We start from the raw sequence: 14124 nt of genomic DNA on the forward strand, positions 1-14124 counted from the left end.
TGCAAAAAACAATGTCAAAGGCAGGCAGGATGCCTACCCCACAAGAAGTGGTTGGAGAATTGTCCAAGGCAGGCAGGATGCCTACCCCACAAGCAGTTGTGGCAGAATTGTCCCAGGCAGGCCAGTTCGTAGTAGGCGCTTCAGCGCCTGTTCCTTTACCGCAATGGAGTGAAGCGTTTTTTCTCCAGAGCATACTAAGTTTACCGGGATGGATGAGCGATCGCTAGAGGGGTAATATCATGTCCGCGAGAGATCGGTAGTGTATAGATGGCTAATTGCTAATTGCTCGCTTGCTAATTGCAAGCTTGTCAATTGCCTCCAGAGCAGCCTAAATTACTGGTGTGTTATTTACACCAGCCATGATTTGAGGATCGTTATCGTTGTAATACCATTGGTACCCAGCCATAGTTTGTTTTCCTTTTCTTTTTTAACGACGCTGGCGACGGTAAACTAATGGATTCATCGGCGTAACGGCTAAGTCTCCCGGTTGCAAGCCCGGAAAGCAGGTTATTCGCGTTTGTCGGCGGGCATTTTCAGCAAACTGTTCTGAGATGGGCGCGTCAGCCGCCAACTCTCTCGGCGGTGCGAGGCGAGTACCATCGGGGTAGTAAACTGCCACTAACGATTCCCGCGTGCGATCGCCCTCGTTATCGGTTGTGCAGTGCAGCAACCAACCGTCAATAAACTCGGCGTCTCCAGCTGCATACATTCTGCAAGTGGTCAGCGGATACCCTTGCTCGAATAGGGACTCGCCAAATTGGCGCATTTCCTCCTCGTCGCGCGACGTATTTCCTAAAGAACGTTCCTGGCGATGGGTGCCGTTGGCGAAGATCATCATAGCCATCTTGGGAGTTACGTCAACCAAGTGCAGCCACAGGGTAACCGTTTTTTTAGCATCAATCGGAAAAAAGTGGGCATCTTGATGCCAGGGCGTTCTGACGGCTCCAGGTTTCTTGAAAATCACCTGATTGCGATACAGCCGGACGGCATCTACACCGAGCAAGTCGGCTGCGATTTTAGCGAAGCGAGTGGCGAGGATAAAGCGACCGACAATCGCGTCGAGACTCCATAAATTATCGATATAGATCCAGTTCTCCCGCTTGGCGTTCATTAACTGTTCGGTCGAGAGTTGATACTAGACGCCTGATTTACAGGCATAACTTGGAATTTCCCGGTAATTTCTGGATCGGCATCCTCAACGCGAGGACTTGCCTCACACCATTGATTGATGCAAACAACTCTTGCTTGTCCATCTCGACAGAGTTTAGTCTCACGTTTATTTTGTAAGTTCTAGCTACCACTAGACGCTTGTCTTGTAGTTGTCGTACAATAATAATTATAAAATGGGGTGATAAAATTTGTATACGTCAATTAAGACAAGACTAAAACTGACACCAGAGCAACAAATATTGATGGCTAAACACGCAGGAATAGCCAGGTTTACTTATAATTGGGGTCTAGCCATTTGGTCTTCTTTGTATAAAGAAGGATACAAACCTAATGCTTTCTTGCTCAAGAAATTTTTTAATAATTCTGTCAAACATGTTTACCCTTGGCTCAAAGAAAAAGGAATATGTCAAAAAGTGACAGAGTTTGCGTTTGATGCACTAGGAAAAGCCTTTAAGAATTTTTTCTCTGGTCGCGCAGATTATCCAAAATTCAAGAAAAAAGGACGTGCCGATAGCTTTACCATTAATGCTGGTGGCAAGCCCGTAAACGTAGGAGGCACAAGCCTTAAGCTACCTACTATTGGATGGGTTAAAACCTATGAAGGCTTACCTCATACCACGACTAAAACCTTTACGATTTCCAGGCAAGCAGGTAAATGGTACATCAGTTTTAGTTACGAGTTAGAACCCAAAATAACACCTAAATCTAGAGACTATGTAGGAGTAGATTTAGGGATAAAAAACTTAGCATTTCTGTCTTATGGTGTCGTATTTACCAATCCAAAGGCATGGAAAAGATGTTCTCGGCGATTAGCCAGATTACAGCGTCAACTGCAACGTAAAGTTAAAGGGTCAAATCGATATAGCCGACAAAAGCAACGCATAGCTTTAGTGTATCAACGGATATGCAATATTCGTCGAGATGCCACTCATAAAGCTACAACATATATATGCAAAAACCACGCTGTTGTAGCAATTGAAGATTTGTTCGCATCAGGCATGATGGCTAATCATAAATTGGCTGGTGCTGTAGAGTCGTGCAAACTTCTATGAGTTCCGCAGACAGATTGAATACAAAGCCTCACGTTATGGTTCAACTGTAGTGCTGGTGGATAGATGGTATCCATCTACCCAGGTATGTTCAACCTGTGGACACAAGCAACCGATGAACTTGAAGGTACGTAGCTTCGATTGTGGGGCTTGTGGGTTTAAAGTTGACAGGGATCTTAACGCATCTGTCAATCTGGAAAAATATGCACGGAAGGTTAAGCCGTGCCTGGACGTAGACGGTTCTGACTCCTTAGTCACCGGATGAAACGTCAACTATTTTCCGGGTTTTACCGGATTTTAGATAACAGATTGTGGTCTTGATGCTGGTGTACAGCGGCTAAAATATGCGGGCGGTAGGCGTCAATTTCGGGTTGGGTAACGAGACTCGGTAAGAGAACGTGACCCCATTCCCGGTATTGTTGTATCTGCTCAGAAGTCAGGGGATAGTCGGCTGACAAATCGGGCAAGTCTAACGCTATATCTGTCATGGCATTTTTCCTTACATTGAACTAGCTTTTAGAGCAAAGCCAAAGAAATAAGCAGAAATTCTATACGCTTGGGCGAGCGGGTTTTACAGCTATTTTCAGGTAAATGAACCACATTTTTTCGGTTCACGCCAAGACACATTCGCCTTTAGGCGTTCGGTACTGGGTAGGCGCAAAGAAGAACGCACTCGTTGTGGTCTAAATATATGAAAACTGCTGTAAGCCGCAGCGATATGCATTCTCAGAAAGTTGAACTATCAGCTTTCCAAATCTGAGTAAAGGACTCAAAGGCTAAGCGGGCACTCTTAGATTCAGCCTCATCTTGATCGACAAAATTAGCGAGCAGGTAGGCTTTAGCTTGTAAACCTGCCAGCGGTTCAAAAACAAGCTTCAGGTGGCTCAAGTTTGCCTCACAGGCAGAGTAATTTGACAGCCATCCCCCATCGGAATGCGGTGGTATTGGCACAGATGTGTCACTGTCCCAACCGAATAGGGCTTCTGCTTTTTGCCTGCTGGCTAGCGATCGCTCCTCCAGCCAAGCTGTAAACGTAGCCAGCCATCTGCTGCCTTGTTGGCTGGAACTCGCATCTGCCATTGCAGTTGGGTAGCACTCCAGACCAATTCTCGGACCGATGGATGCAGCGATATCTAAAGTAACGATCGCCCTACCTAATAGATTGGGAATCTGCTCAATTACCTTGGCAAGTTCCGCCGCAACTGCATTGCAGCCCATAGTTTCTAGCCAAGCAGCTATATCCCCTACTTGTTCCCATCTACCAAAGTTGACTCTGATCGAAGATACAGGAGCAGTTCCTTCCTTCCTAGAAAGCATGACACCAAAATGAGTGCAACAGACACATTCCGGCAGTGTATTGAGGAGATTTTCCAGTCCTTGGTGCGTGGAGTCAGGAACATTTTTGCCCCTGAGTATCGCAGTTGCCCGACATAGTAACTGGGCAAGCAAACTCTTGTTTTCAGGCTGGGATAGTTCCGGGGAGACATCAAGAAACACCCCAGGTATGGGAATAGGTTGAAGCATCTGATCGCTGTCGAACTCGAACCAGAATACATGACTTCCAATCGACCCTGCCAACTCTCCACCTGTTTGGCAAGCGCGATGCAAAGAAATAATTCCTTCCCAAGGATAAAAACAACTCCATTCTCGTGCTTGGGAACTGAAATTTTCTGGAAAAGGTAGGGAAAGGTCGAGAGTTGAATCCGACTCCAACATTCTCAGTTCAAACAACAAGGAATTTGTCAGCGGTAGCTTCGCCGTCAGCGAACGGATCAATTCCAGAGAATGGGGTGGGAACAGAACCGGATCGAATTGTTCCTTCGCTGCATCTAGAAGATTCACAAGCTGCGGTTGCTGTATCAAGCCAAGCGATCGCGTGCTGTCAGACAAAGTTCGTACTCCTATAATCGCATTCAGCTAAAGTAATAAAGCGTTTTGTCGTCTTTCGAGAAGCTGATAAATCCGCCAATAGTAATGCGCGGGATTGTCCCCTTAACCTCGGAAATCTGATGCCAAATCTGTCCGGCATTGAAAATTATCAGGTCTCCTTCAGAAATGGAAATTGGGGTAGGGTTGCAGTGGGACTCTAGGTATTTTGGGTTAGTTTTATTCCCGACTCCATTACCATTTTGGTTCTGCCAATTGAAATCGTAAAGAACAAGTTCTCCTCCAGCTTCAGGCTTCGTCATTACCATAAAGAAGCTAAATATGGTGTCTGCTGCTGCAATCCGATCGATCAGCTTGAATGACAGCGTTCCAGCCTTGAAATAAACTTTTTCGCAGTGAGGTGCGATCGATCCACCCGGATCTACCCACCTGATGGTAGCGGGAGAGTAGGGATTACCACCGGAACCAAGGGGCAACGATACTGTTCTGCCCCCTGCTATTTTTGAAAGTAATTGCGCCAAGTGAGTCTCAAAACTCTCTTGGGACCCAAAAAATTGCTCGCACTCAGTTCTAAATACCTGCGCGTCCTCAAAATACTGTTCGGATTGGTTGCCTATACCGATAATGGTGCGTGCATAAATGCGACCGTAGGGACACGAACTGTTGAGCATCAACGATGGATTTTTGATCAAACTTTTGCCACGGGAAAGGGCGATGTTTGGTGAGATGAACTCCTTAATTAGGATACCATCAATTTGTCCATTGCGGATACTGCCCATGACATCACCGCACTCATCCAAGGCACGGGAGTTCATTTCTAATAGTTTACACGTACCCATTTTTCACCTTTTTCTCCTCAGATTTTATCCTCTTCAATATTCTCTCGTTCGACACCTATTCTTAAACTTTGTTTGCTTGAATTTAATATTGTTAGTAAAGCCTGGTTGCCCTGAAGCTTTATCTACCGCTAATCTTGCTATTTCTGGTATTTTCGTTTTTCCGGCCAACTCCGGAGCTAAGGATTGCCACCATTCAGCCAATTCCTCGTACTTTTTAGGTTTTGGGCTTGGTTCTATTCGAGTTAATAACTCTTGTTTCTCCATAAATGTGCCATTCTTTTAATTAGATTTTTTGACAAGTTTGCCCTGTTTAGTTTGTTTTACAGGTTGCTGCTGCACTCAGATCTGTGCGTTCAAGTTGGTATTGGACAATATCGATATAACCACCAGGCGATTGGGCGGGTGTATTGGGTATGGGAGCGACTGGTTCTTTGACAGCCAAGCTGAGAAATTTACCATTGAGTTCTAGCAATAGTTTGTCGTTTCGCAGTTTATCAATCGCAGGTTTGATGTCGTCCCAAGACATATCGGACTGGTATTCGTTGCGTATGGCTTCCAGCAAATTCCGAGAACTGCGGGCCCGGTCACAAAGGCGGTATATCCAACTCTCAAGTCCCTGCAACAGGTACAACATCTTAACTGCTACAGGTCTGGTGTCTAGAATCTTGATTTGCTGACCATCGTCGGTTTGGCTCAATGTGGGAGCCTTCTGTTTGGTCTGGGAGTCGCCAAATCCTAATTGACTCCATAGTTGATTCCACCGCACAACTGCCGCTCTAGCTGCTCTCAAACCGGGTCGTTTTTTGAGTTCAGCTGTCATGGAGTCGCGATTTTTATCTTCAAAATAATAGGCGAGGTCGGTTAACAAATCTGGGGGTAGCGGATAGACATAGGCATAAGTCCAATAAGGCTCTAAGTCTAATCCAAATTCTTGAGGGCGTTGGAAGTAAGGACTAAAGCGGTGATACTGAATCCGACCAAAACCAGGGGGTTGGAGATGGGTAATCAGTGGTAGCCATTGAGCCATTTCGGCATACCATTCATCTTGCTCTTTGGGCAAACCCCAGAGAAAATTCCAACCCACGAAAATCCCCAATTCCCTAGCCCATTTGAGAAACTGCACATTCATGATGGCTGTAGTTCCTTTATCCATCAACTTCAGCACTTCATCGTGCATACTCTCAATACCGGGCTGGATGTGGCGAATACCAGCGGCGGCTAACGTTGCCATTTGTTCTCGCTGCAAATTAACTTTTGTTTCAAAAAAGAGCTGGTAAGATTGGTCAGCTTTCGCTAGTTCTGGTAAAACAGTTTTGATGTATTTTAAATCGAGAATATTATCGACCACAATAAAATTAGTGACGTTGTACCTTTTTGCCAGATGGTCGAACTCCTCCACTACGCGCTCTGGTGATTTCGAGCGATATGCCATTGACGCGCCATTGAGTCCGCAGAATGTACAGTGATGCACTTGCCCCCACCAACAACCTCGTGATGTTTGTACTGGCAATCCGGGGTGAATTTGACCCTCCCCCCTCTTAGAGGGGGATTCTACAAGGAGGCGGAGCAATGCGTCTAAAGACGCATTGCTCCGCTTTACACTTGCCAATTTCCACAGGAAAATCCTGGGCGGGGAGGTCAAAGTCCCCCTACTCAGTCTGCTTAGATCGAGTCCTTGCATTCCGGCTACTTTTCGTAGTATATTAGCTGCACCGTTAGCATCTGCGTTGACATAAAAGTTGTTCGCAGTGCGAAACAATCCGCGCTTCACTCGCTTTCCTGACGACTTCCAGTCTGTGGGTTTTTCACCGTATTTAGGAACTGTATCGCCGTCCAAAAAAGATGCTGCCGATGTGTTAGCTTCTTCAGTTTCAACAAACTGTATGCCGTATTGTTTGCATAATTGAGCAATGCGGCATTTTAATTTAGCCGTCGGGATTTGAACAAAAGCTTGGTTGTTGCGCTTGCCAATATTTATCTCTTGTTTAATCCCCTGATTCCAACCAAAAACAATGCGCCCAATCTTACGTTCCAAGCAGTGGTTAATTACTATCCTTGCCGCTTTATTAATGGCATCTCGCATCTGCCGATTGCGCTTTTCCGTTAGATGGGCAAGGCGCTTCGACCAAAATCCTTGTGGCTTGCCTTCTTTGATTTTGGCGACTGATTTATTAAACCATTGGTTGAGCGATTTGACATGTCTCCCATCAATAATGAAAGACGTATCGACGTTGCTGACGCACGTCAACCAGTTGGTCACTCCGCTATCAATGCCCAGAACCCGCGATGGATCTAATTCAACCGATATAGTCTTTTGAAGATACACCCACTCGGCATAAAAGCATCGATTGCGAGGTAAAACACGAACTTCTTTGATGTCTTCAAACCGCAGGTTCGATGGCATTGTTAACCAGAATGCTTCTACCCCAAACCAAGTTTTACAAAGCTGTCCCATCGGCAAGCGCACTTGCTTTCCTATTAGCTTTAAGGCTTGCTTGGGATAGGTGGCAATCGCCATGCCGTTTGATTTACGGTATTTGGGTGGACGAGGCTTATTTTCTAATTCGCCCTTTTTGTAGGAACTGATTAACTCTTGAAACGATTTAAAAGATTCAGCGATGCCGTTAAGCGCTTGGCACGGCAACTTGAGAGTAAACTGCACCGTAATGCAAAGAAGATTTCATCTCCTTGCACAGCCCCGCACTTCCTGCTTTGCCGGACAAGATTCTTCCAGTTTTAAAATAAATCTGGCGAGCATAGTAGATGCCACAGTTTGTTAGATCGTTAATTTCGCTGCACAAGTACTCTAGCACAGGCGTTAACTCTTTGGTGTTTGGTATTAGTTCTTGCTGGCATCCGTACAAGCAAATCACCTCTTTTAACACAATTTAAATATTATCATTTTTACCGCTGGTAATATCTTTTTGCATTAAAATTTAATGCTCTACATCGACAGGCAGGATAAATCCTGCCCCCTGGTTTTCATCCCCTGCCTAAAAGGCAGGGGCTTTCAACCTACCTTTCTACCTTTTGGTAAGCACTAATTTGCGAGGTTTGGATAGCTGCAAAATAATCGTCGTAGTCGGGGATAGGCACTCGATCCATATCCCAAACAGAAGCTCGGGGAGGGGAAGACTTCCCATTCATATTACAGACACCGATCGCACCTTCCGGTAGTTCCGCAGCGCTAACGTTGCGACCAAAGTCAAGTAGCTTGCGGCAGAGGTCGTAAAACAAGGTATCGCCTTCCCCTGAAAAGACAAAATCTACCCAATCAAACGCTCGCTTAGTTGCCAGTCCCATAACTCCTTCGCAATTGGCTCCCCCGATCAAGGTAATTACTTCTGGTGCCAGTTCTCGAATTCGCCTGAGTAAGGCAAGCGAAGCCACGTGTTGACCAAAAGTTGAAGTACAACTAACAATCCGTGGTTTTTGTGCCAGAATGGCTTGCGCTACCCGATCGACAAAGGCAGGAGCTTTTTCACGTACTTTCCGAAATTGCTCCGGCAAATTTTCCCGTTCCAGATCGAGGCGTTCGTACAGCATATCCCGCGTTGCCAAGGGTTTGCTGGGATAGATGGTATCATCCGGTTCAAAGTCTGGGAAGGCAGCTTTAGCAAAGGTCCACTCTCCAATCAGTTCCTCGTTCTTGCCCTCAAACAGAGCAATATAGGTATCCAGCCCAATTTCTTGGGCAAACCAGATATTGGGATAAAGTACGCTGGCTTTGATTTCTGTTTCCTTCAGTGCGCCCTTTAGCAATCCTAAAGCAATCGAAGGACCGTTGAGCGATGAGTATGGCATTGACACCAAACATATATCTGTCATGACCAACCTCCTGAATCTTTGACTGTTCTCTCTTCGACGATTGTTAAAATCCCGCTCCCAATCATCCGCTGCACCAATTCTAATTTGGCATCATCATTTAGGAGCGGTAATTCTTTGATGGTAAATTTGCTATTGGTATTAATGTAATCCAAAGCTGCTGCAAATTTTTGCGACATCTCTATCTTGGTGCTGAGGTACTTAACTGTGAGCGAATTTTCGCTGGTTACTATGCGGAATATAGTACCTTTTCTTTTCTGTACAATAGTCTCCAAGTTTATCTTACTGAGATGGTCGATCCGCCGGAAATATCCATCCGGCAAGGGATTTTTCATATTTTCTAGCAGACTATCAGTGAGTTTTTCGATGCCGGATTCCAGCTTGGCTTGGGTTGCTAAATATTGCAGTATTTCCTGAAATTGTGCTTCTAGGGAGTTTTTTATCTGGCTGTCGCGGATAAAACCTGGTGGCAATGCACGGCGAAAGGCAACATCTTGTTTGGATAGCGATCGCAACATTCCAGAAAGCAAATCGCTCCAAGTATAAATAAAGATGCCCACTGTCAAATGCAAGGATGAGCAGTTGGATGTTGAAACATTGTGACCATAACCGCGAGGCAAATACAACATGTCACCTGGTGCCAAACAAATATCGGCTACCACAGGCGGAAGTTGCTCTTTTGGTAGTGACTGTTCGCCGCCGGCAAATTCCTTATTAGGTAGTTCGACAATCGGTTCGTAAATCCGCCAGTTTTTTGTTCCCTCAATCTGAAGAATCAAGACATCGTGGTCATCAAAATGCGGCACAAAAGCCTGGGAATTCTTGGGTGTCAAATATAAATTTATCCCTACAGGATGGTTTAGAAAACATTCTAATTCCCTGGCGAATGCTGACAATGGCATCCAACGTTTATGTAGGTCTAAAAGAATGATGGAGTAGCCTTGTTCGTAAGCATTGTAAAGTTGAACAATGTTAGCAGACCCGTCAGGGTGCATAAAGTTGTGGGCAAAAAAGCCCCCCTGCTTGACGAGGCGCAAGGTCTTCCAATCTGGCCCAAGACTGTAGATAATCAAATCAATATCTGCCATCGTCAGCAGATTGGTGTAATAGTCTGGCGTTTGCCTGGAAACAACTAGGGGGCGTTTTTCCCAATATTCATCGAAGAATGTATCTACTTGAATCGGAGCGATCGCTTTGGCAAAATCAAAGTCTGTGCTTGTCACTTCTGTTTGATGCTATTTTCAAGTGTTTTTGCGGTAAATCAGCGGATTCATTGGCGTCACCGCCAAGTCTCCTGGTTGTAGTCCTGGGAAGCAGCTATTTAGCGTTTGTTGGCGCATCTGTTCGGCGAAGCGCTCTTGAAGTGGAGCTTGGGAATCCAATTTTTTTGGTTGAGCGATGCGCGCGCCATCGGCATAGTAAACTATCACGAGGACTTCGCGATTGCGATCGCTTTTGTTGCTGGGCGCGCTATGCAATGTCCAGCCAGAATGAAACGTGACATCCCCCGCCGCAAAGGTTCCGTAGGATGTTATTTCATAACCTCTCTGGATAATTGACTCGGCAAATTCCTGCATTTTTGCTGGCTGTGGCGTGGAAGTGCCAAGGTATTTCGCCCCCTGATGCGAACCAGTGACAAAGCTCATGGGAGCCATCTCTGGTGTCACTTCTACAAGGGGGAGCCACATGGTAATAATTTTTTCTGTATCCAGGGGCATAAAGTACCCATCTTGATGCCAAGGAGTGTCAGTACCACCGGGTTTTTTGAAGTACGTTTGATCGCGAAACAGCCGCACAGCATCCACACCCAGGAGTTCAGCAGCAATTTGTCCAAACCGAGAAGCCAGAATGAACCGACGGGCAATGTCATCCAGACGCCATAAATTGTCAATATATATCCAGTTTTCTTGGTTACCTTTAACTAGCTTTTCGATCGCATGATTTTCCTCTAAATTGCGTTCAATGGCTTTTAAAATGTAAGGGCGATATGCATCAATCTCTGCTTGAGAAACCACGCCGCGCAACAAAATATGACCCTGTTCTTGAAATTTTTGTATTTGCTCTGTTGCCACTGGGTATTCACTTGACAGTTCTGGCAGATTGACCTCAACCTCGATCATCATTACACTCCTATTTTGCTGTTTGATATCCGACAATCTTAACCCAAGTTGCTAATTATAACTGGTTTTATCGCATTGCTAATCGCAAGCTTGCTAATCGAGCGTGAGAAGATTTTTCGGTTATATCATTAGCCATTAGCTATTAGCCATTAGCTATTAGCAGCCCTAAAAAGATAACTAGCAACAAGCGTTATTAGTATTGCTATTATCCAAACACTTCCTATTTGTTTTTTTGATATACGACGGGATTAGTAGGGCTGCCAGCCAAATCTCCCCGCTGTAAACCAGAGAAGTACTCTTTGAGAAAATGCTCGCGATATTTTACGGATTGCAATGCCTGGGAAGATGACAAATAAAAGTTTTCTGGTTCGCCAATGCGAGCCCCATCGGCGTAGTAGCTGATGGCGATGACTTCCCGCATCCGATTGCTAAAATTCTTGGGGGCGCTATGGAGGGTAAAACTGCTGTGGAAGGAAACATCGCCAACAGCCATACTTCCTACGCTCGTTAACCGCAAGCCTCGTTCTTGGAGCATCTGCGCGATTTGTTCCGGAGAATATTGGTTGTTGTTGGCAAACTCGCAGAAACCCGACCGATGGGAGCCGCTAGCAAAGGTTAGGGGACCCATATCTGGGGACAGTTCCACCAACGGTATCCAGGCTGCTATTACTTTATCGGTATTTAAGGGAATGTACAAGCAATCTTGATGCCAAGGCGTTCCCAACCCCTGTGGCGGCTTGAAAAAACAGTTGTAATGCAGCAGCCTGACACTATCAACTTCCAACAATTCGGCTGCTATTTTGGCGATGGCAAAAGAGGTGATAAAACGCCATACAGCCTGATGTACTTCTCGCAGATCGTAGACAAATCTGGAACCACTGGTTCCTACCGCTCGTTCGCAGTCATTGAGCTTTGCCAGTTCTCGGTTAGCCGCCTCGACGAGAAAGGGACGATAGGCGGTGACATCCGCCGGAGCCAAGGCTTGAGGTACGACGAGATGACCATCTTGACGATACTGTTCGACCTGTGCGGGCGACAAAGAACATCTGTGGGAGAGTTCGGGTAAGTTTTCGACTTCCAGCACCCCCACGAGATGTTCTTTGCTGTTTAATGTCTGTTTATTCATTTTTCCACCACCCTAACTCACTAAGGCGCTGCAATGCTTGCAATGCAGTTGCCGTGGTAAAAATGCCGTTCTGATCGAGAGAGAAAATATTAAAGGTATTTTCCAGAACCTTTTCCAGAGTGGGAGGACCTGCAAATTTTCCCGTCCACCGTTGCCAATTCTGAACCAACTCTGGATCTACCATATCAGGACGCGGCACGCGCAATCTGGCGGATGGTTGCCAAGAACCATCTGCTCTTTGACTCTCGATCAGGTGTTGCACGCCCTCTAAACAAATCTCGCGTACAGATGTTAAATCTTTTCCCAGTGTCAGTATTTGCAAACACCAGGCTATAGCAAATTCCGCTGGCTGCAAAGCACTCAGTAGCTGCTGCAACCGTTCAACAGCCCAGACAACGGCTTTTTCTACCCGCTGGCGATCGCTATCAGATTGCCCATGCAGCGCTAGAGCAGTGGCAGCTCTAGCCGTGCAGTACTCATCTTCAAACCACCAGTAGCTGCACCATCTGCCATCTGCTGCTTGCCGTTGCCGCAGATAGGGAAGAATTTGTCCGCTTAACTCCGGTAAGGAGGCGGCTGCTGCCGTCACACAGGTATGGGCACCGCACCATCCCTGAAACGAGATTATTCCTTCAGGCAAACCAATATACTCTCGGATCGGGGATTCTTGCTCGTAGGTAGAGACGCCACCATTGCTTTTGACGTGACGCGCCAAAAAGGCGTAGGCTTGCTGGCAGCGTTCCTCATGCCCTAGTCCCAGTGCTTCAGCTAACTGCAAGCTCCAGAGGGTCGTATCTGCATCTGCTGGCACCTTGGCGTGATATCCCCAGCCTCCCTCGTAAGTCTCTCGGTGTGCCAAAAGCTGCCAAGCGGCATCGGCTGCTTGTTTAGCGCCAGCATCTGGTATGCCAGCCAGCGTTGTCCCCACAAATCCAGTTACCCAAGCATCGCTGACACCTGCGGGTGTGAAAAAATCTTTCCACCACCCTCCCTTGTCCCGCGCTTGCAACAAGAAGGTGACGGCTTGACTCACAGTTTGATGCAGGTGTTGCTTACCTATCTCTGCACAATTTGTCATGAGATCTTTGTTAAATTATGTTCTCTTACTTGGTATCGGATTAAACCCTGCGCCAAAGTATGCTTTTGCTTCTGGGGGTTGATTGGGAGAAAAAACAAGTTTAATGTGCTGCAACCCCCGCAACAAAAGCCCATCGGACATCGAATTCAACTCTTGTCCTCCTGAAGATTGGGTAATTGGTACGTAGCCCGTCCAGCCTAGTAAAGCCTCTCGCTTTTCGGGTGTACACAAACCACGCTCTACAAGCTTATCGAACAACTGGAACCATCGGGTTTCTTTGTTGGGCTGTCGCTTCCAAGGGTGAAGGTTGTCGTATAACAGTTCTATTCCAATGCGCGGGTATATTACTTCACCAATATCCAGGTGCAAGCACAGCGAGTCCACCAACCCTGCAAAGTCTGCGATCGCCTGCTCTATTTCTGCCAAGCATTCCTCAATGCCAATGCGAGATAAAAAACTGGTAATCTCATCCCCCGTAATGTTAAAAATACATAGTCTTAGCACGTCTATGTTTCTAGAAAGCATACTGCCAACCTGGAAATACAAGCTAGGCATAGCCAACTCAATGCACTGCAAAAAGTTACGCTCTAGATCGTCTGGCAGCGCCGCACCTCGCAAAATCGGTAGGACAGTTCCCGTCAGCCAATTCAGAGGACGCTGAACCACCATTTTACTGTTAAAACTATCTAACCAATAGGCAAATAACACGACGCTGGGGACGAGTTGAGCCGCCGACAGCCGATCCATGTCAAATTCCAACCACACCTAAGTAATACGGGAGCGTGGTAGCCCCGCATTTTTAAATCGGGGCCCAAACGCGATACGGGCGATTTTAATCGCCGTCCGACAAAGATATTATCCACTGCTCGACATACTCACTCAGGCTTAACCCGTTGTTTCGGGCAACGCGCTGCAATTTACCCCAAGAACTAGGCGTAATTAACAGGGTATGCCTAGTTTTCTTTTCATCGTACAAGACGGGGATACCGCGCAATCTTTTTTTGCCTTTTCCTGTTGACATAATAGAAGT

Annotated in this window: 16 protein-coding genes and 1 pseudogene; 3 read left to right on the forward strand and 14 right to left on the reverse strand. The window is 46.3% G+C overall.

The window, feature by feature from the left end:
• The first annotated feature begins 29 nt into the window (after nucleotides 1–29).
• On the forward strand, nucleotides 30–227 hold the full coding sequence (locus tag MiSe_RS00620) for a hypothetical protein (RefSeq protein ID WP_226572738.1): 198 nt from the start codon (nucleotides 30–32) through the stop codon (nucleotides 225–227).
• A 200-nt stretch (nucleotides 228–427) separates the two neighbouring features.
• Here the strand turns inward: MiSe_RS00620 and MiSe_RS00625 are convergent, their stop codons facing one another.
• Nucleotides 428–1111, reverse strand: coding sequence for a phytanoyl-CoA dioxygenase family protein (locus MiSe_RS00625; RefSeq protein ID WP_226572740.1), 684 nt, complete (start codon nucleotides 1109–1111; stop codon nucleotides 428–430).
• 301 nt (nucleotides 1112–1412) lie between these two features.
• Between MiSe_RS00625 and MiSe_RS00630 the strand changes: the two genes are divergently transcribed.
• The gene (locus tag MiSe_RS00630; protein WP_264196263.1) at nucleotides 1413–2222 is read left to right on the forward strand and encodes an RNA-guided endonuclease InsQ/TnpB family protein; all 810 of its coding nucleotides are present in this window, start codon (nucleotides 1413–1415) and stop codon (nucleotides 2220–2222) included.
• Between the two features lie 49 nt (nucleotides 2223–2271).
• Nucleotides 2272–2484, forward strand: a complete 213-nt coding sequence (locus MiSe_RS00635; RefSeq protein ID WP_264196264.1) for a zinc ribbon domain-containing protein — start codon at nucleotides 2272–2274, stop codon at nucleotides 2482–2484.
• 22 nt (nucleotides 2485–2506) lie between these two features.
• On the opposite strand, the gene MiSe_RS00640 is transcribed toward MiSe_RS00635, so the two are convergent.
• The 13 genes and pseudogenes from MiSe_RS00640 to MiSe_RS00700 form a co-directional block, all read right to left on the reverse strand.
• Nucleotides 2507–2707, reverse strand: coding sequence for a hypothetical protein (locus tag MiSe_RS00640; protein ID WP_226572748.1), 201 nt, complete (start codon nucleotides 2705–2707; stop codon nucleotides 2507–2509).
• A gap of 238 nt (nucleotides 2708–2945) precedes the next feature.
• On the reverse strand, nucleotides 2946–4109 hold the full coding sequence (locus tag MiSe_RS00645) for a hypothetical protein (RefSeq protein ID WP_226572750.1): 1164 nt from the start codon (nucleotides 4107–4109) through the stop codon (nucleotides 2946–2948).
• A gap of 23 nt (nucleotides 4110–4132) precedes the next feature.
• The gene (locus MiSe_RS00650) at nucleotides 4133–4945 is read right to left on the reverse strand and encodes a 2OG-Fe(II)-dependent halogenase WelO5 family protein (protein WP_226572752.1); all 813 of its coding nucleotides are present in this window, start codon (nucleotides 4943–4945) and stop codon (nucleotides 4133–4135) included.
• Nucleotides 4946–4978: 33 nt separating this feature from the next.
• Nucleotides 4979–5209: a hypothetical protein gene (locus tag MiSe_RS00655; protein WP_226572754.1), complete on the reverse strand. Its 231-nt coding sequence runs from the start codon at nucleotides 5207–5209 to the stop codon at nucleotides 4979–4981.
• 46 nt (nucleotides 5210–5255) lie between these two features.
• Nucleotides 5256–6554 carry a RiPP maturation radical SAM C-methyltransferase gene (locus MiSe_RS53565; protein WP_444980444.1) on the reverse strand — a complete coding sequence of 433 codons (1299 nt, stop codon included), beginning with the start codon at nucleotides 6552–6554 and terminating at the stop codon, nucleotides 5256–5258.
• Nucleotides 6534–7809: pseudogene (locus tag MiSe_RS53570) on the reverse strand (RNA-guided endonuclease InsQ/TnpB family protein); the annotation flags it as partial. The pseudogene MiSe_RS53570 and the gene MiSe_RS53565, both read right to left, overlap by 21 nt.
• Before the next feature lie 151 nt (nucleotides 7810–7960).
• Nucleotides 7961–8773 (reverse strand): RiPP maturation radical SAM C-methyltransferase, encoded by an 813-nt coding sequence (locus MiSe_RS00670; protein ID WP_226572760.1) that lies wholly within the window; start codon nucleotides 8771–8773, stop codon nucleotides 7961–7963.
• Nucleotides 8770–9993, reverse strand: a complete 1224-nt coding sequence (locus MiSe_RS00675) for a cupin domain-containing protein (protein WP_226572761.1) — start codon at nucleotides 9991–9993, stop codon at nucleotides 8770–8772. The genes MiSe_RS00670 and MiSe_RS00675 overlap by 4 nt, the downstream gene beginning before the upstream one ends.
• A gap of 18 nt (nucleotides 9994–10011) precedes the next feature.
• On the reverse strand, nucleotides 10012–10893 hold the full coding sequence (locus tag MiSe_RS00680; RefSeq protein WP_226572763.1) for a phytanoyl-CoA dioxygenase family protein: 882 nt from the start codon (nucleotides 10891–10893) through the stop codon (nucleotides 10012–10014).
• Between the two features lie 217 nt (nucleotides 10894–11110).
• Nucleotides 11111–12016, reverse strand: coding sequence for a phytanoyl-CoA dioxygenase family protein (locus tag MiSe_RS00685; protein ID WP_226572765.1), 906 nt, complete (start codon nucleotides 12014–12016; stop codon nucleotides 11111–11113).
• Nucleotides 12009–13094 (reverse strand): prenyltransferase/squalene oxidase repeat-containing protein, encoded by a 1086-nt coding sequence (locus tag MiSe_RS00690; RefSeq protein ID WP_226572771.1) that lies wholly within the window; start codon nucleotides 13092–13094, stop codon nucleotides 12009–12011. Before MiSe_RS00690 ends, MiSe_RS00685 begins: the two co-directional genes overlap by 8 nt.
• A 15-nt stretch (nucleotides 13095–13109) precedes the next feature.
• Nucleotides 13110–13841: a hypothetical protein gene (locus tag MiSe_RS00695; protein WP_226572773.1), complete on the reverse strand. Its 732-nt coding sequence runs from the start codon at nucleotides 13839–13841 to the stop codon at nucleotides 13110–13112.
• A gap of 85 nt (nucleotides 13842–13926) precedes the next feature.
• Nucleotides 13927–14115 (reverse strand): hypothetical protein, encoded by a 189-nt coding sequence (locus tag MiSe_RS00700; RefSeq protein WP_226572775.1) that lies wholly within the window; start codon nucleotides 14113–14115, stop codon nucleotides 13927–13929.
• Between the last annotated feature and the right edge of the window lie 9 nt (nucleotides 14116–14124).

This window comes from Microseira wollei NIES-4236, from assembly GCF_020521235.1.
Classification (GTDB): domain Bacteria; phylum Cyanobacteriota; class Cyanobacteriia; order Cyanobacteriales; family Aerosakkonemataceae; genus Microseira; species Microseira wollei.

Coding starts and splice junctions, on each gene's coding strand:
- MiSe_RS00620 (WP_226572738.1), top strand. CDS start 30: ATGCCTACCCCACAAGAAGTGGTTGGAGAATTGTCCAAGGCAGGCAGG.
- MiSe_RS00625 (WP_226572740.1), bottom strand. CDS start 1,111: ATGAACGCCAAGCGGGAGAACTGGATCTATATCGATAATTTATGGAGT.
- MiSe_RS00630 (WP_264196263.1), top strand. CDS start 1,413: ATGGCTAAACACGCAGGAATAGCCAGGTTTACTTATAATTGGGGTCTA.
- MiSe_RS00640 (WP_226572748.1), bottom strand. CDS start 2,707: ATGACAGATATAGCGTTAGACTTGCCCGATTTGTCAGCCGACTATCCC.
- MiSe_RS00650 (WP_226572752.1), bottom strand. CDS start 4,945: ATGGGTACGTGTAAACTATTAGAAATGAACTCCCGTGCCTTGGATGAG.
- MiSe_RS00655 (WP_226572754.1), bottom strand. CDS start 5,209: ATGGAGAAACAAGAGTTATTAACTCGAATAGAACCAAGCCCAAAACCT.
- MiSe_RS00670 (WP_226572760.1), bottom strand. CDS start 8,773: ATGACAGATATATGTTTGGTGTCAATGCCATACTCATCGCTCAACGGT.
- MiSe_RS00680 (WP_226572763.1), bottom strand. CDS start 10,893: ATGATGATCGAGGTTGAGGTCAATCTGCCAGAACTGTCAAGTGAATAC.
- MiSe_RS00685 (WP_226572765.1), bottom strand. CDS start 12,016: ATGAATAAACAGACATTAAACAGCAAAGAACATCTCGTGGGGGTGCTG.
- MiSe_RS00690 (WP_226572771.1), bottom strand. CDS start 13,094: ATGACAAATTGTGCAGAGATAGGTAAGCAACACCTGCATCAAACTGTG.
- MiSe_RS00695 (WP_226572773.1), bottom strand. CDS start 13,841: ATGGATCGGCTGTCGGCGGCTCAACTCGTCCCCAGCGTCGTGTTATTT.
- MiSe_RS00700 (WP_226572775.1), bottom strand. CDS start 14,115: ATGTCAACAGGAAAAGGCAAAAAAAGATTGCGCGGTATCCCCGTCTTG.